Below are 17,579 nucleotides of genomic sequence, written 5' to 3'. Positions count from 1 at the left end.
TCAGCTCTTCTCCGATGCCTCCAGGGCCTCCTGAACCGCCCGTCTGAGATCATTGAGCAGAAAAGGCTTTTTAAGATACCGGCAGTTTTCCAGAGTCTTTACCTCCTTGATGTGCTCCTGCTCACTGAAGCCGGATGCGATCACGGCCTGCTGGTCCGGATTGAACCTGAGACTCCTGTGAAAGGTTTCCAACCCGTCGATCCCCGGTTCCATGAGCATGTCCAGTATCAACAGGTCAAAGCGGCTCCGGGATAAAAGATCTATGGCGGCCTCCCCGCTGTTCACGGCCGTGGCATTGAATCCCATGCGCTTCAACATCCCCAGGGTGATGGTCCGCTGATCTTCCAGGTCATCCACCACCAGGATCCTTTTTTGGCCAGAATCGATGACTTCCGGAATCTCCCGGGCCTCAGGAAGAGTTTCATACCGGCCGGCTGGAAAATGGATGTCTACCCGGGTCCCCCGGCCCACTTCGCTCTGGATGTCGATTATACCCTTGTGGTCCGTCACCGTTCCCCAGACCACTGCCATTCCCAGCCCGGAACCGCTTTTTCCCATGATCTTGGTGGTGTAGAAGGGTTCGAAAACATGATCAAGGTCTTCTTTCCGGATCCCCTCTCCATCGTCAGATATGGACAGAACAAGAAAGTCTCCCGGGGGGGGGGTCTTGGCCCATGGAATTTATCTTATCCCCGGGTTTGGGAGCTATGACAATTCGAACGGTTCCGTTTTCTTTAATAGCCTCCGCAGCATTGGAGACCAGGTTCATCACCGTTTTGGTAATATGAACACCAGACCCCTTGATCTTCAATCCCCCGGTGTTGAACTCTGTTTCCACTTTTACATTGGGATGGGATTCCATGAGATTGCGGTACTCCGGCGAATCGAGATAAACCGAAACGATCTCTTCCAAATCCTGGACATCGTTGACGGTAATCCCCCTCCGGGCCAGGGTTAAAAGATCCTGCACGACCACCGCAGCCCTCTCCCCTGCCTTTTGAATCATCTTCAGGGGTTTGTGCATGGGATCATCTTCAGTGATATCCAAGAGCATCAGTTCAGGATAGCTGACGATTCCGGACAGGATATTGTTGAGATCATGGGCCACCCCGCCGGCGAGATTTCCCAGGGCTTCCATTTTTTCGGCCCGCTGAAGCCGAACTTCCATTTCCCTGCGGTCCGCCTCGATTCTGAGGCGGTCGCGGATCTCCTGCTTCAGTTCTTTATTGGATTGGGTCAACTCGGCGGTCCGCCGGCTGATGATCTCTTCAAGCTTTTCCTGGTGACGGATCAACTGGGCCTCAATCCGTTTCCGTTCAGCCACCTCGACTTTTAATTTCTCGTTGGTCTGGGTCAGTTCATCGGCCTGGCCCACGACACGCTCATTGGTCTGTTCCAGTTCCTGAAAAAGGGCGGCCAGGGACTGCCGGGTTTTCTCAAAGCTATGACCCAGGATCCCCATCTCATCCTGCTGGTCCCATTGAAATTTCCGGTCAAGTTTTTTGGCGGCCAGATCTTCGGATTGATGGAGGAGACGGTTCATGGGCCTTAAGATCTTCCGGCTCAGTATCCAGAAGAGGATCACGGCACTCAGACAAAAGGGTCCCAGTGAAATCCAGAGATACCGGGCCTGCTGCCTGGCAAGTACCGCTTCCATGGGACTGGTGTCTATGTCCATGGAAACCTCTCCGATGCGCCTTCCCTGATAAAGAATGGGGCTTTTCATGGTCTGAATCGAATGACCCTGGACAGGGCCCTCCCGGGTTTTCCGGATAAAAGGACCTTCTTCGGAATCCACACGGATGCGCTGAATGCGGCTGTCGGTCATGACGGCGTCCACGATGGGAATGCCGGCTTCCGGAACCAGGGCCCAGACCGACTCTCTCAGACCCAGGGCAAGCACCTCAACCGTCCGGGCATGATCCTCCCTGAGTTCGGCGGTGAGGACCTGGCGCTGGTATTGAATGGTCAGAAAACAGGCCACAACCGTTGGGATAAAAAAACCGACAAAAAAGACCACAGCAATGGCGGCACGAAGTTTCATATCCCTCAAGAATGACAATAGGCCCCCTATAGACCATATTTGGCGGCAATTTCCCGATACCGGCCATCGGTCTTCATGGTTCTCAGGCACTCGTCCATTTTTTTCAGAAAATCAATCTTGTCAACAATTCGGGGAGAGGTTTTAGACAGGGTGACAAAATAGTCCCGGGTGCGGATATCATAGGAAAGGATCTCAATTTGATCCGTGAACCCCATCTGTTTGGCCCGCCATCGCACCGTATTTTCGATATCCACAAAGACATCGATCATCCCCTCGGTCAGCATTCTAAGACATGAATCTCCTGTGATGCTGGTGACCAGGGTACCTGCCCCACGCCGTTTTTCGATATAGGACAAAAAATCCTTAGAGTACTTCAACCCTGCCAGATGTCCGATTGTAAGGCTGTCAAAATCTGACAGGCTTTGGATACGGATATTGGTGCCCGCCCGCACCACCGGCCTGTATCCGGAGACGAACAGGGGTTCACTGCTGTAATGGACCAAATCTTCCCGGGATTTCCGATAGGAGAACAAAGCGATGTCAATTTCACCCTTTGCAAGATAGGTATACATCCGTTTCACCGGGTAAAAGACAAATTCGGTCTCAAACCCGAGCCGGGGAAGGCAATGGTCTAAAAGCTCCCTGGCAAACCCGGGCAAGGGACCCGATTTTTCTTTAAAATAGTATGGCGGCCAGTCATTTTCTATGATCCGCAATACCTTGGGCTCCCCTGCCCCGGCCGTCCAGGAATTCAAAAACAGGATGGAAAAAAGGACTGCCAGTCCCTTGATCAAAAAATTTTTCATAGGGGCCCTCTTTGTTTTCCGTGGCAGATATATGTCCCGGCCGTTTTTCCGGCGGACGTACCAGACCACCCCCTGCCTGCAGTCCGGTTGCGAATTTTATATGGGGATTTGCTGAACATTTTCTATAATCCCATACTTAACCCGGTTGCTCAACGATTTTGTAGTTTTTTTATGCAGGAAAAGATCTCTTTTTCGCTAAAGGGGGGAGGCGGGGCCGGCAGAAAAAATAAACCGCCCCGGAGTTTGTCCGGGATCTTTTGATTCAATCTCCGCATTGCAGGGAAATTTTAATGATCCAAGATTCCCTCAAGATTAATTCCGATCAGGACGGTTCCCAATCCTCTTTCATCGTTTCCCTTGAAGTATTTTTCTTTTAAATAAACGTCACAGGGAGTGGCCGGGTTGGCGAAAACAGCGGACCGGCATTTTATTTTTTCATTTTCCGGTTTGCACCAGTCTCCCTCAAGCCCGGGGATTTCAAAATGGCAGATCTTTTTCATAATATCCCCGGGAAAGGAAATTTTATCCTTGAAAACCACAAAATTGCGGTGCATGAACCAGACGTTTTCCTTTCCGGATAATTTTTCAATCTCATCCTTATCCCTGATTTCCCGGCCCACCACTTCACTTCCTTTCTTCAATATCAGTGTGGAATGGCATCCCCATTCAAAATCCATATCCGTGAGAGCCACATAGACCCGCTGATCATTTAACACCTTTCTGACGCCTGAATTGATTACTTTGCCCAGCCCCATCAAAGATCTGTCTTCGGCATCCTGCTCAATATCAAGAATCTTTTCCCGGTCCTCATCAAATAAGGGAAAAGCGGCCTTGATGCCTGTCACCTTTTTAAATCCAGAGAGGAACCACCTGTCTATTTCATCTTTGTCCATTGCATACTCACTCCATTACATCTTTGGCCGTTATCCTTTATCAAGATCATTCCGGAGAAGTAATCAATTGAACCAGGTCAAACACCTTGTCTTTGCATGCCCTTTCACACCTTCTGCAGGCAACTCCGTCGCACTGGGCCAGGTCAATAATAATTTTGAATTCCCCATCCTCTTCCTCCATGGCGATGGCCTTTTCAGGGCACTCCTCCACACAGGCGCCGTCACCCAGGCATCTTTGAAAAATAATGGTCTTTTGATGACCGATGTTTGAAATAATCTCAAGCCCCATTCTACCCAGATCCGGGATATCTTTTTCCACGGTTTTAATGACCTCGGGCTGCCGGGTCACCTCGGTTAAGGGAGGCAGACCATACTTTTTTAAAAATTTCTGGTATTGCTTCAGGTTCATCCCCTCTGTCCAATGGGAGAGTTCCAGGATATATACCTTCTCAAAGACTTTGGAAGAGGCGAACATACAATGATGCTGCCGCAGATCATCGGCTATTTTCTTCATGCGCCAGAGTTCGTTCACATCCCTGACCATATCCCTGGCCATTGCCAGAGAGGTGTTTCCCACCTGGTAAATTTTCTCGACCCCGGGCGGGATCATACCGATTTCCTGGGCCTTTAGGGCATCCACATAGGTTCCGGATGCACCGGACATATAGGCGGTTTCAATATCTTCGAGTTTGATCTGAGCTTCCTGGCACAGGGTGATATGACCTGCACGGACAGAACCGATGGCTTTGCCGGCCTCCAGCAGGTCTTTTTCCGTAAATTTCAGTCCGTTGGGCAGAAAGATCTTCTGATATGATGTGGTGATCTTTGGAATCCGGATGAGGCCGGCGGATATCCCCTGGCTGAGCAGAGCCACCACCCCGGTTCCGGTAATACCGACTGCATCTGCTTCCCCCCGGGCAATAAGATCGCCCGTTTCCGGGTCAACAATATCCCCCTGGATACTGGACATATCTTGATTCAGGACAGAGGTTTTTAGTCTTCCTTTCCTGGCCTGATCCCGGGCTCCCGTTCGCTGGCGGCACCGGATGCAGTCCCTGTCTTCATCTGCCTCAAACTCAACATCGCAGATGGCACCCGGAAGCGCCAGAAGCCCGTCTTCAATCTGCTGTCCCTCAAGGGCCGGGCCGGCAGCCGTGGACCCGGTAAAAACCGTGCCCTTGTAAAAAAGGGCCATCTCCGCATTGGTTCCGTAATCCGTGGTAATGGAGATTTCATCTTTTTCCAGCATGCCGGTCTGGAGCATCATGGCCAGGGCATCGGCCCCGATCTCGTGCCGGACCGCCGGCGGAATCAAGACATCTATCTCCGGCGGCAGATCAAGCTCTTTGATTTCAAGGGCTTTTACGATCTGTGCATCCCGTTTGGGGGGGACAACCCCCATGGCATCCAGTTTTCTTTTTCCTGCGTAGGCCAGATCCCGGATTTCAATCTCCTGGAAAAGAGACAATTGAATGGGGTTGCCGCAAACCGCGAGACAGACCACATCCTCTCTGTCGATCCTGAGGTTGTCAATGACTCGGTTGACGGCGTAAATGACGACCCTGTGGGCCCAGTCCAATCCGACTTCCAGAGCAAAATGGAGATGGTCTATGACATTGGCTCCGGGAAGAGGATGACGGGTCGTAACCGCCGTTGATAAGATGATGCCGTTTTGATCCAGATCGATAGCCTGCCCACGGAATCCGCTTGTGCCGAGGTCCAGTGCAATGCCGATTTTCGCCATTTGAAGTCTTGAGCCTCCCAATTTGTTTGTATGAACGCCGAAATCGAAACCGGTGCCGGGTTTCATGCCCTGTTGCGGATAATTATAACCATAGATTTAACAATAAGGAAAGGCACTGCAGAGAACTCTTTGTGAGCACCCTGCAATGCCTCCCCGATCAAGGACTATCCGTTCGGGATGAGTTTACACCCCCGGACATGGGTTGGTTAAAAAACCGTTACCAAAGATTCAATCCATATTCCGGTGTGATCTAAAGACCATAGGAAGCCGGGTTAAATCCTTTGACATTCTGGTATTTGCCAAGGCACATATCAATGAAGCTGCCCTCATTATCAGGCAGAGCGTCCATATCTTTCATGGCACCTTCAAGAGCGGTTTTTTCAAGATTTGTCAACTTCATTTTGGGATCATTCAGGACAATCTCACCGGCCTTTTTGGCACCGGCAAGGGCGCTGACATAATTGCTCTCACGGTTGCTCACGATGGCATTACCGATTTCCCAGGCATTGTCCGGTGCCAGGATCAGGCTGTGGGAATCACGGTACATATCGGAGTTGACCAGGATCTCTTTCATCTGTTCCTGGTAGCCCAGTTCAAGGGCGGTATTGAGCATGGCGCAATCATACCCCAGAATTTCGGCAAAAACCGAGGTGGTCGAGGCACCGAACATGTCATGATACTCGACAGCTTCGTTGCTCCATACGTCGCAGACTGCCATGATCAGATTGCCGGCCAAATCGGAATGGGCACAGGCACTGGCCTTCCCCTCGGTAGAGATGGGTACGCCGGACATGGCCTTGATGATCGGATCTTCATAGGCGCAGTCTTTGGTTGGGCCTGTGGCGCCGCATTCATATGCGACCAGGGTTCTGGACGCCGCAATGGCACGTGCCAATACGGCAAAGACATGGGGAACGTCCTTGGAGATCAGGCCGCCTGCCATAAACATGGCCGTGTTGGCCTCGGAGCAGTTGGTGTCGCCCCCGGGGATGCAGTTGTTTTTCTTGCATATGGCCACGATCTGATCCCACATCCATTCCATGTCAATGGCGCCCAGAACGCCGATTCCGAAAAGGATACCGGCAATGTCGTTCCGGATAATGGCATGGTCAAAGATCTCCTTTCCGCCCATGGATTCAATGGAAACCACATCGGCATATTTACTGCACTCTTCAAAGGATTCAATGACTTCTCTGGTGTAATCGTCTTCCCGCATATTCACCATGTCGGGTTTACGCAGGTCAGCCGGGGTCGAGCGATAGGAGGCTTTAAGACCGTATTTTTCAAGGTATTCGTCCATCTGCTTGGCCGTTTGTGCGGCGATTTCCCCACCCCATTTGGGATTATGGGTCATCTGGAAGACATGCTCGTTTTCAATCTGGAGGGTGGGATGTCCGACAACAACCATTCTTTCCAGGGCGTCTCCGTTGGCTCTTTCATATTCCCTCAACAGGGTCTTCAGGGTCTTTTCACTGCCCGGCCTGGGATGGGGAACCACCTCCGGATGAACATACCCGCCCCCGAGCACGATTCCTCTTTTGGTAGTAACCGGTTTTTTTGCCGTACCGAACATCATCTCGGCTCCGCTGCCGTAGGCCATCTTTTGAATTTTTTTTCTTGCCATGTCTTAAATCTCCTTAGTTAAACAATTAATAAGTTTAAGTTCTAGCAGGAAATAATAAAAACTTATTCCCGACTCCCGCTTTTCTCTCTCCATATAAAGTAGAGCAATTGTCATACCAGCATACGATATTTTTTAAAGCCATAACCTATTGAAATAAAATAGTTTTTCCTGCACAAATTTTGACGGCTTACTGCCCTTTCAAAGGGAACGTCACATGGGGTGACAAGGCCGGCAAAAAGTGTAACATCAGGTAACATTTTCAATTCCTTTTGAACAATTTTAAACAAAGGGTTAAGGGGTATCTGCAAAAGGACATATTCTCCCAAAAGTCACGCCGGGTATCCTCAGGCATCGGCGTACCGGGAAAGCCGAAGATAGAGCAGGCGGCGGGTAATCCCCAGGGCTTTGGCCGCCTTTTGCTTGTTTCCCGATGTTTTCTTAAGGGTCTTGAGGATGAGTTCCTTTTCCACATCCTCCAGCCGGACTCCCTCGTCGGGCAGTTCTTTTAACATATTTACAGAACAGGCCGACGGATCAGATTCCAGGCGGATCTCCTCGGGAAGATCCTGCAAGGTGATCTTCCTGCCCGGGCATGAGACGGAAAGCCGCTCAACGATATTGGCAACTTCACGGACATTCCCGGGATAATCGTAACAAAGCAGGCTTTTTTGAGCATCTTCGCCGAGAACGGGCAAAGAGCGGTCCATTTCCTTAAATATTTTTTCAAAAGAATACTCTAGAAGAGGCAGAATATCTTCCCTTCTTTTTCGTAAAGGAGGAATGGTGACGGGAACCACATTGAGCCGGTAGAACAGATCCTCACGAAAATTTCCCAGCTTTATCTCTTCATTTAAATCTTTGTTTGTGGCGGAGATAATCCGGACATCTGTCTTAAAGGTCCGGTTCCCGCCGACCCTCTGGAATTCTTTCTCCTGAAGGACCCGTAACAGCTTTACCTGAATATCCTTATCCAGTTCCCCGATTTCATCCAGGAACAGGGTTCCTCCCTGGGCGGTTTCGAATTTTCCCTTTCGCTGGTTAACGGCTGTGGTAAACGCCCCCCTTTCATGGCCGAACAATTCGCTTTCAATCAGATTGACCGGTATGGCCCCGCAATTCACCGCCACAAACGGACCCTTTTTTCTTAAACTGGTCTGATGAATTGTTTTGGCGATGAGTTCTTTTCCGGTACCGCTTTCTCCCTGGATCAGAACCGTGGCCGATGACTTCTTCAGATTGTCAATCATCCGGTAGATCTGATTGATGCTCCGGCTTCGGCCGATGATATTGCCGAACCTCTCTTTAAGAACCGGACTGGGCTGGACCTCTTCCGGCTGACCGTCATCCATTTTCCGGACAATGCTCAGGAGGATGGCGTTAATGTCCTGCTTTAGACGGGTCCCTGAAAATTCATAAAATTTTTTACCCTGGTAGAGGAAAGCGTTCAAGGGCCCGATGATTAAAAAGGCAGCCCGGGGAATGATCTGCCTGGCCTGGTGCAAAAAACCGCCTCCCCCCATGCCCGATGAATTCAGATCCGTGATAATGATCCATTTCTGATTCCGGTTCTTCTTCAGGGCATCCAGTCCCTGCCGGGCGTCGGAGACCACCAAAACAAAAAAGTTCTCCCCGTCGATCAGGTGCTGGAGACATTGGAATGTTCCATACTGGTCATCGACGATAAGAACCGTGGTCTGGTCGTTTTTTTCACGTTCTGACACGCTTAATGATCCTAAGATTGCAGGGGGTTCAAATATCTTATGTGGAATTCACACAATTCCCCAGTGAATTCATGATCAAGTCCTGGTTTAAATCATTGCCGATAATGGAAACTCTGCTCTCCTCCGATCTCTTGAGGGGCTGGGATGAAATATCCCCGGAGGCCAGTTCCATCAGCAGCCATTTATCGCTGATCTGAAAGATACCCTTTGCCCTGACGATTTTGCCCATCCCGGAATCCGGGGTGTTGAGCTCCTGGAAGAAACTCTGAAGAGCTTTTTCATCAAATGATTCTTCCCTGAAAATTTTACCAAAGGACCGATACCCCAGTTCCTCCTCCTCTTCATGGTGGTGGGGAAGATGGGGCTGGATTCCATTGGGTTGGAAAAACTCTTTGGAAGGGACAGTGGAAAGAGCCTGACGGTACTCTGCCCAATCCACTATCCCAAACTCTGTCATGATGATTGTTGTTCCGGGGTTGATCGCTGATATGGCGCTTCTGGTGAGCTGGGCGCTTCTTTTATCCACCCGGTCACATTTATTCAAAAGGACAAGATCGGCGTTTTCCACCTGGGATTCCATAAAATGACGGTTGGCTTTATATAACTCCATAAAACCGGCAGCATCGGCAATCATGATACTATGTGTCTTTTCAATGGTATTTTCGAAAAGTTGTGCCCCGACAATTGAATGGATCTGTTTAATGGTGGCCACGCCGGTGGGCTCAATAATCACTCTCTCAGGCTGGAGGTCTCGGGTAATCTCAAGGAGCTGGGATCTAAAATCGGTCTGAAGTGTACAGCAGATACAACCGCTGGGCATCTCCACTACGTTCCCGCCCTGTCTCTCTAGCAAGCCTCCGTCAATGCCCACTTCACCGAATTCATTGACCAGTACCACTGTTTTTTCATCTTCGCCCAGTTCGTTTAAGGCGTTGACGATAAAGGTCGTTTTTCCGGCGCCTAAAAAGCCGTAAATAATATCAACGATCATTCCCGGATTTTCCCATTTAATTATCTGTTTATCCGTTCCATTTTGACCGCATGGATTCCCAGCTTTCGCCGGATAGCGCATCCTCGGCCATTCCCGGTGCCTGACTGGCTTCTTTTCCCCAGACTCCCAGATCAAAATCAGTGACATATTCCTCACAGACGGCTCCGCCCCCGCATACAAAAGGAATGGGCAGATTGGACTGTTTGAGCTGATGGGCGATTTTGGGGAAAGCGGTCATGGTTGTTGTCATCAATGCAGTACCGGTAACCATAACGGGTTTGTGCTCTTTACAGGCGGCAACCACCTTGTCCGTCGGGACATCTGCACCCAGGTTGACCACCTCAAAGCCGTTGGCATTGAGCAGGGCGTTGACAATGACCTGACCGATATCGTGGATATCTCCTTCTGCGGTATGGGTGACGACTTTGCCTTTCCGATCCATGGATTTACCCATTGCTTCTTCGCATAAAGAGATCCCGACATTCATGGCATCCGAGGAGAGAATAACCTGGGGCAGAAAATAAACCCCTTCTTCCCACAACCGGCTTACCTCGTCCATCCCGGCTATCAAGGCCTCGTTGATCACTTCAAGAGGACTTTTGCTCTCCAGCGCTTTTTTGACGGCATCACCGATCTCATCATCATCTCCTTCGATGACGAGTTTGGCGACCTGCTGCATGATCGGGTCTTTGGAAATGGTCTTGGCCTCGCCCTTTACCTCCAGGTCAAGATCATAACGCTTAAAAATGTTTGAGAAATCATCGACGATCTTCATTGGCCTCTCTCCTTTTTTATTGGTTTATCAACCTACGCCCCACATGGAGCGAGCACGACTAAAGAATGATTACACCATTGATCACCCGTCTGTATTGACGGACCTGTTCTTTATTCTCCTTTCACGACTTCCATCATGGCCAAAAGATTTTCCAGGGGAGTGCCCGGGGCAACGGCGCAGCCCGGTGCCAGTATCTGGATGCCGTTTTCAATGGATTCTATGCATCCTTCCTTAATGGTTTCAGGGCTCTGCATAAAAAGAGTGGTTGCCGTATCCACCCCCCCCATCAGCAGGATATCGGGTCCGCATTTTTCCCGGGCCAGCTTTGCACTGGCTTTGGGTTCCAGGCTCAGAATATCTGCCCCGGTCTTTCCCATCAGTCCCACAACAGGATCCACATTGCCGCAGATATGAAGAATTTTGGGTACGGAAATGGCATCAAACTGACGGATCTGATAGTCCATTGCATAGTCTCTGTAGGTATTGGGGGAGATCATTTCAGGGGATGCCGTCATATCTTCACAGGAGATGATATCGGCTCCGGCATCGACCAGTGCTTTGCCGAGGGCAGCCCCAGCCTTTACCCCGACTTCCAAAAAGGGGACAATTTTGTCCGGTTTTTTTATGGATGCCTTGAGGATCTGAACCGTTCCCAGGAGGGAGCCGGCAATGGTGAAGGGGCCGATGATGCCTCCCACAATGGGGATATCATCGCCCAGTTCTTTTCTCAAGATCCGGACCGCCTCCAGCAGAGCGGGAATCCGTCCCCGGGAAAGGAAATCATCTGGAAATTCCGGAGTGTCGTCCAGTTTATAAATGGGAGGATGCTCAATCCCGGGGATGCTCTCTCCACTGGGAGTCTTGCCCGGCTTTAACACGCATCCCAGAGCTTCCGCTTCAAAGGTCTGGCAGAAAGGCACCCTGACCGCATCAAACCCGAGTACCGTATGGGCGGCCATGGCCTGTTTTGCCATGACATCGGCTTTTTCATGGCCTTCGGGCCAATAGGCTTTTACCTTATCCATCTGATCATAACTGACCGTGGAATTTGCTCCGAAACAGGGCATCCGGTCCGGTTTCTGATGATTGATCACACTCATTACGCGTTCTTTCGGTGTCATATTACTCTCCTCTCTTCGACATGCAGTAGCCACAATCTAAGAAATAAATTGTGTTAAAATATTAAATTGCGGCTTCCCTGTTTAAACAACTAAGACAACTGAGACTGGATCCAAATTATTGAGCTACAGAACTGTGAACTATGGAATAATAGAGCAAAAAACATACCATACCCGGGAAAATCAAAAATGGAGACGTGAGAAAACCGTGGAAAGAGTCAGATCAAAGGGTTTTCCTGCAATGATTTAATTTTGTCGCGCCGAAAAGGCCGGCTCTGATCCAAGGATAAAATCTTAAACCGGACATTTCAGACCGGACATTGATTTCAAAAACCGGACTTTAATGTCGGTTTTTTATACAAGGTTATGATTTATTTGAATTCCCATTTATCCAGGCCATACTCTTTCATTTTCCTTCGCACCGTGCGAACGTTGATCTGTGCATGTTCAGCCGTCAATTTGATGGAGCCTTTGTACTTTTGGAGAACCCTGTTGAGATAGTCTTTTTCTATTTCAGCCAGGGCCTGGGAACAAACCGTTTTCAATGGATGGTCGGGATTGACTTCCATGGAAGGAGGCCCGGAAGGAGTCTCCGGGTCCTGCATCACAGGCAGAAACGGGATGTCCTCAATGACCCGGCCCGGATTCAATACCGCTGCCCGCTCCATGACATTTTCAAACTCACGGACATTACCGGGCCAGGGATGGGACATCAAACGGGATAACGCTTTCTCGGAAATCCTGAGCAGGGGCTCACCCCTGTCCTTGGAGATCTTGTTTAAAAAATGTTCAACCAGCAGGGGAACATCCTCGATTCGTTCTCTCAGGGGGGGGATGTGGATGGGAACCACATTGAGGCGGTAAAAAAGATCCATGCGAAAATTTTTTTGGGAAACTTCCATATAAAGATCTTTGTTGGTTGCAGACAGGATCCGGACATTCAATGGAATGGATGCGGCCTTGTTGCTTCCCAGGCGCTCGATCTTTTTCTCCTGGAGGGACCGCAGGAGTTTTCCCTGAACAGACATGGGCATATCTCCGATCTCATCCAGCAAAACCGTTCCCCCTTGAGCCTGTTCCAGTTTCCCGAGTTTTCTTTTTCCCGCACCGGTAAAGGCACCTCTTTCATATCCGAACAACTCACTCTCAAAAAGGGTTTCCGGTACCGAGGCGCAGTTAATGGCCATAAAGGGCTGATGACGGCGGTGACTCTGGAAATGGATGGCCCGGGCCACCAGTTCCTTGCCCGTTCCGGTCTCCCCCGTGATCAACACGGCAACGTCCGTATCCTTTAGGGATTCGATCAATTGAAAGATGATCTGCATCTTGGGATGGCTTCCGATGATGTTGGCAAATTGATTGCGCTTCATCAAATCGGACTTCAGGGCGTTTATTTCATTTTTAAGCCGCTGTTCTTCAAAGACCTTATGGAGTACATGGAGAAGTTTTTCCGGAACAAGGGGCTTTTCCAAAAAATCATTGGCCCCGGCTTTGAGTGCTTCCACGGCGGTTGTGATGGAACCGTAGGCCGTCACCATCAGGGTTAAAATATCAGGATACTCTTTGGTAATCTTTTTGAGAAAGGAGAGGCCGTCCATGTTCGGCAGCACCATATCAATAATCAGCAGATCATAATCCGCACCGACAATCATGGTATAGGCATCTTCGGCATTGGACACGGTATCGACAATGTATCCTTCCTTGGTCAGGATACGGGCCAGGACCTTGGAAGAATTGATATCATCCTCCACGATCAAAATCTGTTGGGTGTTCATATGCCTCCAATGATAGGAAAAATAAAAACCCGACCGGCCGGAATAGGGACCGCTTGCCTGCCTGTCCCGGACCCGCCGTTACCGGATCGGAAGACAGATCCTGACATCCGTACCCCCTTTTTTCCTGTTTTTCACCTGGACAGCCCCCCCATGGAGACCCACCACATGGTTTACAATGGCCAGCCCCAGGCCGATCCCGTCTTTCTTCCTCGAAAAAAAAGGGGTAAGGACTTTGTCGATGTCCTCTTTGGGAATGCCTGCCCCGGTGTCCTGGAACAGGATTTCAACAAACTCAAGCCTGGGGTTGGGACCGTATTTAACTTCCAGTTTCCGGGTGGTAATGCTCAATTCTCCGCTTTGCCCCATGGCTTCAACGGCATTTTTAATGATATTATGATAAACTTGGTCCATCAGGTAAAGATCCAGCTTTGTCATGGAGAGTCCAGGGTCAAGTGAGGTCGAGACCGTTACTTTGGCCTGGTCCATCTGTCCCTTAAAGGCCTGGAGGGAATCTTTCAAAACATCGTTGACGGATTCCGAAGTCAGGTTTAATTCAGGGATTCTTGTATAGTGGATAAATTTGTTGATCATCTGGTGGATGGTTTCCACCCGATGGGTCACCTCCTGGAGCAGCTCCCCGCTGTCTTCGTCTCCTGCGATGTCCTTGTTTTTAATCAGATGGAGCACCCCCACCAGATGGTTGAGGGGATTCCGGATCTGATGGGCCACACCCGAGGCCAGTTCTCCTAAGAAAACCGCCCGCTGGGAGTGATCGATCTGTTCCAGTATCTGCTCGGAATTGGCGGTCAGATCCGTGGCTGACAGGGAAAAGGGACGGCTGACATGCTCGAACATAAACCGTTGTTCCTTTTCCATTTTCAAAATTTCATTGGATTTTTGCTTCACCTGATGTTCAAGACTCTTCATCAGGGAAATATTTTCCAGAAAAAGGCTGATCATATTTAATGTGATTTTAAAGAGTCTTGATTTATCGGCCTGGACACAATCCTCTGAAAATCCCAACAAACCGATTCCAAAGACCTCTTCTCCGGAACAAAAGGAAAACTCAAATATGGATTGAACATCCATGGACTGGAAGCGTTTTTTCAAAAACGGTGAAAAAGACGGATTATCCAGGGGCAGAAGGTCGAATGAAATTCCATCGGCCTGGATTTTCAACTGGGAATATTTTTTCTCGAAATACTCTTTGAGGCAGTGCTCGCGGGAATGCCGGCGGGACAGGTGGTGATCGTGCTCGGTCAGTTCATATAGCACGCCCGAAGCTTTGAAAGAAACACATTGATCTGTCTGAGGAAAATAAACGTCTCCTGACTTGGCCTTGAGCAGGGGCAGGGTGTCCCCCAGGATCCGGGTGAAAATCTCCGATACATTCAGAGATTGGGTCAATCCCGTGATGACGCTGCTGACACAATAGGCTTCCTTGCTCATGTCGGTCATGTTCTGCCGCAGTTCCTGGTTCACCCGTTCCCGGTCCCGCAGCAGGGTTTCCAGTTTTTTCACTTCCTGGTTCATCAGAACCACATGCAGGCTGTCACTCAGCTCACCCAGGACCTGGATCAGTATCCGATGTTGTTCCGGGGTGACAATTTTAATGCCGGGATACTCTATCAGAATAACGCCCCGCCATCTTGCCGGCAGATCAAGGATAAATCCAAAACAGGACTGTAATATGTACTTGGGACGTTTTCTTCTGGAGTGGATATTCTGGTCGTAGGCATCTGTATCATCCACGGTCATGGCCCAATTGTTTTTGCCATCTCGACGCATGGTGGCATAAATCACCCGGGTGTCCCGCCGAAGATCCTGGATATGCAAGACCACAGACCGGGCACCGACCAGTTCCCCGATCAATTGCAGTGTCCGGGCGGAAAACGCTTCCACATCCTCGGACTGCCGTGCCAGGATCTGAAGGCTTTTTCGAATACTGCCCCATGGGCTCAGGTCGATATTCATCTTAAAGCACCGGATCCAGATCCTGCTGACATTTCATACAGACAACCCGGCCGTCTTTCCGGATCCGGATCTGGGCGTAATGCCCGCATGCTTCCTTGTGGCGGAGGCTGACTCCCGACCAATAGGCCTTTACCTGGGTACAGGACAGGTCTTTGCCGGCCTTGTTCTCGGCACTGGTATGCCATTCTCCGCACTTGGTACAGGCTTTCATGGACAAATTCCCCCTTTTACACCATACGGTCCCGATAAAGACCTGATAAAGAAAAGGTTGATGACGAAATCAAGTTAGCCTAACCGGTGATGAACATCAACATAAAAAAGTCTTGACAACAATCAAACGTCAATTATATAAGCTTGGCAAAGTGCACCGGAGCACCGGAGCACCGTAACAATAAATTATGCAACAATGGTTTGGATGTTGTCTAAAAAATTGAGGGGCAGGATATTGAAAGAAGAACATTCTTTAATTGAGGCGGACGTATTGATTATTGGAGGTGGCAGTGCCGGTGCAATGGCTGCCATTCGGGCAAAAGAGGTCAACCCGGATCAAAAGGTGGTCGTCTTTGAAAAAGGAAACATGAAATATTCCGGCTGCATTGCCAGGGGAATGGATGCAATGAATATCGTCGCCGTCCCGGATGTCTCTACGGCTGAGCTCTATGTTGAATCCAATTCCATTGCCTGTGACGGTATCATGGACGAGCCTGTCAATTACAGGATGGCCGAAAGAAGCTACGGAGTGATGAAAAAACTTGAATCATGGAATGTCTGTTTTCCCAAAGATGAAAAAGATGAGTATGAAGTATTGAAAATCCACCCCAAGGGCCGCTTCTGCGTGACAATGAAAGAGCCGGAACTTAAAACGATTCTGTCAGAGAAAGCTGCGGCTCTGGGGGTACAGGTCGTAAATCGAACCATGGCCGTCCGTTTGCTCAAAAATCAAAACAGGATTGCCGGAGCCATCGGCATGAACGTGAGAACCGGGGAACTAATGATATGCCGTGCCAAGACGGTTATCCTTTCTTCCGGCGGAACCGCCCGATTTGGCCTGCCGGACAACGGTCATCTATATGGGGTATATGATTTTCCGGGGAACACCGGAGACGGCTACTGCCTGGCGTATCGGGCAGGTGCCGAGCTGAGTGGGTTTGAATATACATTGGTCTATTACATCACCAAGGATATTAACGCTCCCTTGCTCTATATCACCCTGACACGCGGGGCAAAGCTTTTAAATGCCTTTGGAGAAAGACGGGATCAGGACCATCCCAATCCTGCCAAAATGCTGCTTGAGCATGCAGAAGGCAAAGGGCCGATCCGGATTCGAATGGATCATCTTAGCGAAGAGAAAATTAAGGAAATTGAAGATATCCTTTTTACCACAGAACGGCCGGCCTGTGAACGCTTCCATGCCGGCCGGGATAATGATTTCCGCAAGGGAGAGATCGAGATGTGGCCCACGGAAGTTTATCTGTGCGGCGGACATGGGCTGACCGGAGTACGTGTGAATGAAAATGCCGAGACAAGCGTTCCGGGCCTTTACGCGGCGGGAGACACCTCCCTGGTGGCCCGGGGGCATCTTTCCGGCGCTCTAGTGATCGGGGAGGTGGCCGCTGAATATGCCAGTGAATTTGCGGCAGAAAACGGAGAGGTATCCATAAATGAAAAACAGGTAGCCGATTTCGAGGATGAATTGGAAGCCTGCCTGGCACAGAAAAACAATCCAGTCAGCATTGAAGAATTTGAATACAAAGTCCGCCGCATGATCGGCGACTATCTCAAACCGCCCAAAAACGAATACAAGCTGGACCGGGCCTTATGGTGGATGGACCGATTTCGAAAAGAACTCAAAACAATGGTCCGGGTCTGTGATGTCCATGATCTTTTCAAATACTTTGAAGTGGAAAATATTATTCAAAGCGCAACCATGTGCGCGATCGCATCAAAGGAAAGAAAAGAAAGCCGCTGGATGCCCTGGCATTATCGTACTGATTTTCCGGAAAAAAATGATGCGGAATGGAAAAAACATATCGTATTGACCTGCGGCGATTCTTTGGAGGATGTAAAAGTCTCCCACAAACCGATCATTAAAATGGGCAATTGATGGAGGAAAA

General features: G+C 49.7%; 14 protein-coding genes. 1 reads left to right on the top strand and 13 read right to left on the bottom strand.

Annotated features, from left to right (window positions below; translation table 11 throughout):
* The 13 genes from F608_RS0118250 to F608_RS0118180 all read right to left on the bottom strand — a co-directional run bounded on the left by F608_RS0118250 (position 1) and on the right by F608_RS0118180 (position 15,676).
* Positions 1 to 612 carry a response regulator gene (locus F608_RS0118250; protein ID WP_244154331.1) on the bottom strand — a complete coding sequence of 204 codons (612 nt, stop codon included), beginning with the start codon at positions 610 to 612 and terminating at the stop codon, positions 1 to 3.
* Between the two features lie 13 nt (positions 613 to 625).
* Positions 626 to 2,044 (bottom strand): methyl-accepting chemotaxis protein, encoded by a 1,419-nt coding sequence (locus tag F608_RS0118245; protein ID WP_022667098.1) that lies wholly within the window; start codon positions 2,042 to 2,044, stop codon positions 626 to 628.
* Positions 2,045 to 2,070: 26 nt separating this feature from the next.
* Positions 2,071 to 2,850 carry a substrate-binding periplasmic protein gene (locus F608_RS0118240; RefSeq protein ID WP_022667097.1) on the bottom strand — a complete coding sequence of 260 codons (780 nt, stop codon included), beginning with the start codon at positions 2,848 to 2,850 and terminating at the stop codon, positions 2,071 to 2,073.
* Positions 2,851 to 3,137: 287 nt separating this feature from the next.
* Complete coding sequence (locus F608_RS0118225) at positions 3,138 to 3,743, bottom strand: hypothetical protein (protein ID WP_022667094.1); 606 nt, start codon at positions 3,741 to 3,743, stop codon at positions 3,138 to 3,140.
* A 46-nt stretch (positions 3,744 to 3,789) separates the two neighbouring features.
* A complete protein-coding gene (locus F608_RS0118220) occupies positions 3,790 to 5,487 on the bottom strand; it encodes a methylamine methyltransferase corrinoid protein reductive activase (protein ID WP_027362880.1) in 1,698 nt (565 codons plus the stop codon).
* A 250-nt stretch (positions 5,488 to 5,737) separates the two neighbouring features.
* Positions 5,738 to 7,111 (bottom strand): methyltransferase MtaB domain-containing protein, encoded by a 1,374-nt coding sequence (locus F608_RS0118215; protein ID WP_022667092.1) that lies wholly within the window; start codon positions 7,109 to 7,111, stop codon positions 5,738 to 5,740.
* Between the two features lie 344 nt (positions 7,112 to 7,455).
* Positions 7,456 to 8,832, bottom strand: coding sequence for a sigma-54 dependent transcriptional regulator (locus F608_RS0118210; protein WP_022667090.1), 1,377 nt, complete (start codon positions 8,830 to 8,832; stop codon positions 7,456 to 7,458).
* Positions 8,833 to 8,869: 37 nt separating this feature from the next.
* Positions 8,870 to 9,823 carry a CobW family GTP-binding protein gene (locus F608_RS0118205; RefSeq protein WP_022667089.1) on the bottom strand — a complete coding sequence of 318 codons (954 nt, stop codon included), beginning with the start codon at positions 9,821 to 9,823 and terminating at the stop codon, positions 8,870 to 8,872.
* Between the two features lie 28 nt (positions 9,824 to 9,851).
* Positions 9,852 to 10,598 (bottom strand): cobalamin B12-binding domain-containing protein, encoded by a 747-nt coding sequence (locus tag F608_RS0118200; protein WP_022667088.1) that lies wholly within the window; start codon positions 10,596 to 10,598, stop codon positions 9,852 to 9,854.
* Between the two features lie 110 nt (positions 10,599 to 10,708).
* Complete coding sequence (locus F608_RS0118195; protein ID WP_022667087.1) at positions 10,709 to 11,719, bottom strand: MtaA/CmuA family methyltransferase; 1,011 nt, start codon at positions 11,717 to 11,719, stop codon at positions 10,709 to 10,711.
* Between the two features lie 368 nt (positions 11,720 to 12,087).
* The gene (locus F608_RS0118190) at positions 12,088 to 13,491 is read right to left on the bottom strand and encodes a sigma-54-dependent transcriptional regulator (protein ID WP_022667086.1); all 1,404 of its coding nucleotides are present in this window, start codon (positions 13,489 to 13,491) and stop codon (positions 12,088 to 12,090) included.
* 78 nt (positions 13,492 to 13,569) lie between these two features.
* Positions 13,570 to 15,465, bottom strand: coding sequence for a sensor histidine kinase (locus tag F608_RS0118185; RefSeq protein ID WP_022667084.1), 1,896 nt, complete (start codon positions 15,463 to 15,465; stop codon positions 13,570 to 13,572).
* A 1-nt stretch (position 15,466) separates the two neighbouring features.
* Positions 15,467 to 15,676, bottom strand: coding sequence for a hypothetical protein (locus tag F608_RS0118180; RefSeq protein ID WP_022667083.1), 210 nt, complete (start codon positions 15,674 to 15,676; stop codon positions 15,467 to 15,469).
* Positions 15,677 to 15,910: 234 nt separating this feature from the next.
* Here F608_RS0118180 and F608_RS34180 point away from each other — a divergent pair, with 234 nt between their 5' ends.
* Entirely contained in the window at positions 15,911 to 17,569 is a 1,659-nt protein-coding gene (locus F608_RS34180; RefSeq protein ID WP_022667082.1) for an FAD-binding protein, read from the top strand.
* The last annotated feature ends 10 nt before the right edge of the window (positions 17,570 to 17,579 follow it).

Origin of the sequence: Desulfospira joergensenii DSM 10085 (genome assembly GCF_000420085.1) — a bacterium.
GTDB classification, from domain to species: Bacteria; Desulfobacterota; Desulfobacteria; order Desulfobacterales; family Desulfobacteraceae; genus Desulfospira; species Desulfospira joergensenii.
This window is presented reverse-complemented; position numbering and strand designations above follow the sequence as displayed.